The organism is Marisediminitalea oceani (assembly GCF_003731635.1).
GTDB lineage: Bacteria > Pseudomonadota > Gammaproteobacteria > Enterobacterales > Alteromonadaceae > Alteromonas > Alteromonas oceani.
This window is the reverse complement of sequence record NZ_RCUA01000031.1, coordinates 1-5,075: the sequence shown is the minus strand read 5'-3', so window position 1 is coordinate 5,075 and position 5,075 is coordinate 1. Positions and strand designations below refer to the sequence as shown.

The window sequence follows — 5,075 nt, the reverse complement described above, 5'->3', positions numbered from 1 at the left end:
TAGACACAATGACTCCCTGTGAAATGCTAGCCTCCGCATTTTCGTGGGTTAACTTTTCAGCCAGAGCCATAATTAGTTTGTTCAATACTAAATCAATTTGGAGGCTAGCATGAACAAACATAGCATGATTTTTATCGGATTGGATACGCACAAAGAATTTCATGAAGTGGCGTATTGTGAAGAGCAGCGCGGGGCGAGTCCGGTTCACTATGGCCGCATCCCCTCTTCCAAAGTCAGCGTTAAGAAGCTGCTACGTCAGTTTGAATCGAAATACCCTGGCGCCACACTGCACGTGGTTTATGAAGCTGGCCCTTGCGGTTATTGGATTTACCGGCTTATTACCAGTCTGGGGCACTGTGGTTACGTGGTCGCCCCTTCACTTATTCCTAAAAAGCCCGGTGAGCATATTAAAACTGACCGCCGTGATGCACTGAAACTGGTGAAGTTATTAAAGTCTGAAGACCTCACGCCTATCTATGTGCCTGAGCCGGAAGATGAAGCCATACGTGATTTATCCCGTGCACGTGAAGCAGCAATGAAGGATTTAAAAGAAGCCAAGTACCAGCTCAAAGCCTTACTGCTTCGCAACAATATTCGTTACGAAGGCACCGCCAACTGGTCGAAGAAGCACCTGCGCTGGCTCACTGAACTTATATTGCCTCATCCGGCGCAGCAAATTGTTTTGCAGGAACAGTTGCAAACCATTGACGAACGCATCCGGCGACTGGAGAGACTGGATAACGAATTAACTCATCATGTTCACCAATGGCGATATTATCCCGTTATAAAAGCTATTCAAGCTATGCGGGGTGTCAGGTTATTGGTGGCTGTGGGTGTTGTAGCAGAATTAGGCGATTTACACCGGTTCGACCACCCCAGAAAACTCATGGCGTACCTGGGCTTAGTACCCAGCGAACATTCTACGGGTGGTAAACGCAACATGGGGCCTATTACCAAATCCGGTAACGGCAGAGCCCGGCGTTTACTGATTGAAGGTGCGCACAGCTATCGATATCCGGCAAATGTCTCTACCGAATTACAATTAAGACAGGAAGGTTTACCCAAAGACATTGTCGATATCGCCTGGAAAGCGCAACTTCGTTTGTGCAAACGCTACCAGCGCATGAGCAAGAAAGGTAAGCACTACAATTTAATCATCACCGCGATTGCCAGAGAAATGGCCGCTTACATCTGGGCCATCGCGAAAGAAGTGGTACTCACACCGGTTAATCCAAAACTACGGTTAAGCCGAGTACCCGCATGATAAACGAGTTTGAGCTAACGCATTCAGATCAGGCCGCGGAATGTGGCACAACCTACGAGGGCGTTATGATGGCAATTGCTTTACCGTGATTGACCCACGAGCATAGACTGATGAGAAGGTGCCACGGCGGATTGAGTAAGGTCAGCTCTGCTTATTCAATGAATAAGTAACCTACGAATACCAGCATAACAACCGACGACATTACTGCCTCATCCGGTGCGTTAGCTCATTTATTTTGAGTGAGAAATACAACTGATTATGGACTGAAAGAGTGTCAGGGGAGCACTCGTTCAGGGTTGACAAAAGGAGTCATACCAACGCCCCAAGCAGGGGCAATAACACGTAGGCTATAATACGGAACGAAGTGACGGGAGCCTACGTGTTAGTGTCCCGCTGACTTGGTTTGTTATGTGGCTTACTGCGTAACTATGTAAGTCTCCGCAGATAAGAACCAACCGTTTTTGTACATACACTCTACGATAAAGGCATATTGGATATCACGACTTGGTGCTTGAGCATCAATTAGATGCTCATTTATCTTGCTCTTGCAGAGTGAAAAATCCTTTTCAGCGCCGACTATATTATTATCTGTAGGTGGAATTTCTGGGTTTCTAACCCAATGAGTAACATACCCAAAATAGTCGTAGTTATCCTGATAAGAGAATTTTAACTCTTCCTCTTTGGGCTTGGTCGAAGTGCAACCGCACAGAACGGCCATAAGCAAAATGCTAAAAAATCGGTTCATTCTCAACTGCCACATAACACCCCGCTTAGGGGCGAAAATACGTGGGCTATAATACCGAGCAGAGCGAGGACAGCCCACGTATTTTTGTCCCAGCACGCCCCGCGTGCGTCTACAGCGGTTTGTTATGTGCAACATGCTAACAGTTGCTTTTGAAGGTTTGTATTTTCACAGCCGATAATATCTAAGCCAATGACAATGTCATTAGGCGAATACACCAACATGACTGTATACGCCTTGTCTCCAGTTGGGAACGAGTCTTCTATACTTTCACCATCTACTGTAGTGAATTCGATTGTGAATGCTGAGTTATCGGATGCGAATGATTCGCAAGTTTTGATTATTAGTTCGTCAAGTTGACTAGCGAATTTATCTAAACCATCGGCCACCAATGATGCAAATACTTCTACATAAAGATCTGGTAGTTCATCCTTAAACACTAAATTCTCCATTGCACATAACTTCTAAATATGGGGCACAAACACGTAGGCTAAACTGCGAAGCAGAGCCTGCGTGTTTGTGTCCCAGCCCGCCCCGACGGGCGCCATAATTTTTTTGTTATGTGACATTGTTAAACAATCCTCATCTCAGCATTTGCTTCTTTTGCTAGTGCGGCAAATTTAGAGACTTGCTCATCGGTTAGGCTTGTAATTTCAAGGTATTCATTTTCTAAGAGCTGTTCAGTTAACTCTTTTCCTTGTTTAAGACCTATTCCTAGGATTGTCTTGAAGCCTTTATCTAGCTTTACCTTATTGAGATCTTTAAATCCCGATAAAACAATAGTTTTCATTACCATCCTTTGGCACATAACACCCCGCTTAGGGGCAAAAATATGTGGACTATAATAACGAGCGAAGCGAGGACAGCCCACGTGTTTTTGTCCCAGCACGCACCGCGTGCGTCTACAGCGGTTTGTTAGTGTTCAAGCCTGAGCCTTATTTGCCCAAAATTCATAGTCTTGAACAGCAATTTTAATATTATCACCAGATATTTCGCGTAAAACCAACTGCATACAATAATGAAATTTATCTAGTGAACTACAAACCGAAGGACTCATATAAGCAATAATTTTATTCTTTTGGATGGGGTAATGAGTCGATTGAAGGCCTTCAATATTAGAACAAGTCTTAATATAAGCTAAACACGACAAGGCTCCCGACCACATTGAATAAAATTTATGATTTGCTTGATTAAGTGTAAAAAATATAGATAAATCCATTGCTTCTATATCAGTTTGGTTTTTCTCGTTCAGCAGCTCTAATAGTAGTTGGCGGTAAGTGATATTTTCATCGAACAATTTGTCTAATTCACTGTTCAGTTCGTTAAGGTACTCAGTTAGCTGAGTTTCCTGAATAGTTACTAAATTCTGCCGATGTTGGATAACCTGAAGATATATCTGAACGCATAAAACTATGAGAGTAAGAAGAGCCAATATTGGGGTGTAGATCCCACCAACATAGCTTCCTAAATTAGCCCACTCGTCTTGGTCTTGCCAAAATCCAACACCAAAATTAATTGTGTAGAGCAAAACTGGTAAGGCTAATACAATACTTACTATGCCGATAATTATCTTGTTTTTCACTGAAAACATCCTTGTGAACACTAACACCCCGCTTAGGGGCAAAAATACGTGGGCTATAATATCGAGCGAAGCGAGGACAGCCCACGTGTTTTTGTCCCAGCAAGCTCCGCTTGCGTCTACAGCGGTTTGTTATACGCGATGCTTAAAAATACCTTCGTTTGTTGCCAAATGACATGCTTGACTGTACAAAAAAGAAAGGTGACCTACTATTGGCTTGAAAAAACCTGCACCACCATTTGGAAAATGAGCCATGCCTGTTTTTTTAATTGGTCGAATCACTGGATCTAATAATTCTTCAGTCAGTTCACAATTTACATCGTGAGCCAGTTCATTGCGCAACTTATTTAAAGCTCCAACTGACTCCCAAAACCAGTTTAAATTGTCGTTCGGCTTTAGAGCCCGCGCTAATTTAAAAACCTGACTAAAAGTTAGGGACATTGACATAACCGAGTCAGAGTCATAAAACGCGCTCGCGAGGTATTCTTTCAATTTTTCTTCTATCAACAAATGACTCTTCAGAACAAGTAACTCGTACTTATCTTCTCTGTTGAATGCAAGAGATGCTTTTCTTAAGTGCTCTATAGATATATCCATGTTACCTCTAGCGTATAACACCCCAAGAAGGGGCAATTACACGTGGGCTATAATACGGAACGAAGTGACGGGAGCCCACTTGTAATTGTCCCGCTTGCTTGGTTTGTTATACGTCATACCTAGAGTTTTAATTCCTCATCCACCGGGTCTTGGTAGGTTATAACGCTAAACCGGTTTTCTTGAGCATAATTAAATGCTTGTTGAAGTAAAGGTTTTGTAAGTTCTGCATCGCTAGCAACTTTTCCCGTTTTCTTGACGTCAATTTCATTCCAGCCTAAATCTCCTAGATATAGGGCAACATCCTCGATTATTTCTTTTAAATTTTCATCTCTGGAAAACATATTAAATGCATACCGCTTTCCCTTTTCGAAACGTCCATTTTCCTCAGTAAATTCAGCAGTTCCATGTAATACAAGCATTTGACTCTAATCCCTGACGTATAACGCCCTAATTTGGCGGCACAAACGCGTGGGCTATACTGCGAAGCAGAGCCCGCGTGTTTGTGTCCCCAACATTTGATTGTTATGCGTGCGAGACACCAGCCCTTCGCGGCTTTGCCGCCACCGCCTGCCACAACAAACTGTTGATTTAAATAATAACAATTACCTTAAAACAACCCTAGGCGAAAAGCCAGATGATAAAACTACTGCATGAGAAGTGAGCGGGCTAGCAAAACTGACCGTGCCAAATGATGCTGTTACCAGGATCAAACGAACAAGTGTTGATAAAGCAGTTTTGAAAACTGAAAACGGCAGGCACCGATACAACCTATTGAAACCACCTAGCCCTAACCCGCTACCGCTGCACTAAACACATGAAAAATGACAACGGCGCATAGACACAATGACTCCCTGTGAAATGCTAGCCTCCGCATTTTCGTGGGTTAACTTTTC

At 43.2% G+C, this 5,075-nt stretch carries 7 protein-coding genes; 1 reads left to right on the top strand and 6 read right to left on the bottom strand.

Annotated features, from left to right (window positions below):
- Positions 1–109: 109 nt before the first annotated feature.
- Entirely contained in the window at positions 110–1,264 is a 1,155-nt protein-coding gene (locus D9T21_RS09420; protein ID WP_123324721.1) for an IS110 family RNA-guided transposase, read from the top strand.
- A 415-nt stretch (positions 1,265–1,679) separates the two neighbouring features.
- On the opposite strand, the gene D9T21_RS09415 is transcribed toward D9T21_RS09420, so the two are convergent.
- The 6 genes from D9T21_RS09415 to D9T21_RS09390 form a co-directional block, all read right to left on the bottom strand.
- Positions 1,680–2,024, bottom strand: coding sequence for a hypothetical protein (locus tag D9T21_RS09415; protein ID WP_123324720.1), 345 nt, complete (start codon positions 2,022–2,024; stop codon positions 1,680–1,682).
- 107 nt (positions 2,025–2,131) lie between these two features.
- A complete protein-coding gene (locus tag D9T21_RS09410; protein WP_123324722.1) occupies positions 2,132–2,446 on the bottom strand; it encodes a hypothetical protein in 315 nt (104 codons plus the stop codon).
- Between the two features lie 131 nt (positions 2,447–2,577).
- Positions 2,578–2,796 (bottom strand): hypothetical protein, encoded by a 219-nt coding sequence (locus D9T21_RS09405; RefSeq protein ID WP_123324719.1) that lies wholly within the window; start codon positions 2,794–2,796, stop codon positions 2,578–2,580.
- Between the two features lie 132 nt (positions 2,797–2,928).
- On the bottom strand, positions 2,929–3,588 hold the full coding sequence (locus D9T21_RS09400) for a hypothetical protein (protein WP_123324718.1): 660 nt from the start codon (positions 3,586–3,588) through the stop codon (positions 2,929–2,931).
- A 129-nt stretch (positions 3,589–3,717) separates the two neighbouring features.
- Positions 3,718–4,182: a hypothetical protein gene (locus D9T21_RS09395; protein WP_123324717.1), complete on the bottom strand. Its 465-nt coding sequence runs from the start codon at positions 4,180–4,182 to the stop codon at positions 3,718–3,720.
- 119 nt (positions 4,183–4,301) lie between these two features.
- On the bottom strand, positions 4,302–4,601 hold the full coding sequence (locus D9T21_RS09390; RefSeq protein ID WP_123324716.1) for a hypothetical protein: 300 nt from the start codon (positions 4,599–4,601) through the stop codon (positions 4,302–4,304).
- Positions 4,602–5,075 lie beyond the last annotated feature (474 nt).

What these genes read in the sequence shown, in the direction of transcription:
- D9T21_RS09405 (WP_123324719.1), bottom strand. Translation starts at nt 2,796, where the DNA reads ATGAAAACTATTGTTTTATCGGGATTTAAAGATCTCAATAAGGTAAAG.
- D9T21_RS09395 (WP_123324717.1), bottom strand. Translation starts at nt 4,182, where the DNA reads ATGGATATATCTATAGAGCACTTAAGAAAAGCATCTCTTGCATTCAAC.
- D9T21_RS09420 (WP_123324721.1), top strand. Translation starts at nt 110, where the DNA reads ATGAACAAACATAGCATGATTTTTATCGGATTGGATACGCACAAAGAA.
- D9T21_RS09390 (WP_123324716.1), bottom strand. Translation starts at nt 4,601, where the DNA reads ATGCTTGTATTACATGGAACTGCTGAATTTACTGAGGAAAATGGACGT.
- D9T21_RS09415 (WP_123324720.1), bottom strand. Translation starts at nt 2,024, where the DNA reads ATGTGGCAGTTGAGAATGAACCGATTTTTTAGCATTTTGCTTATGGCC.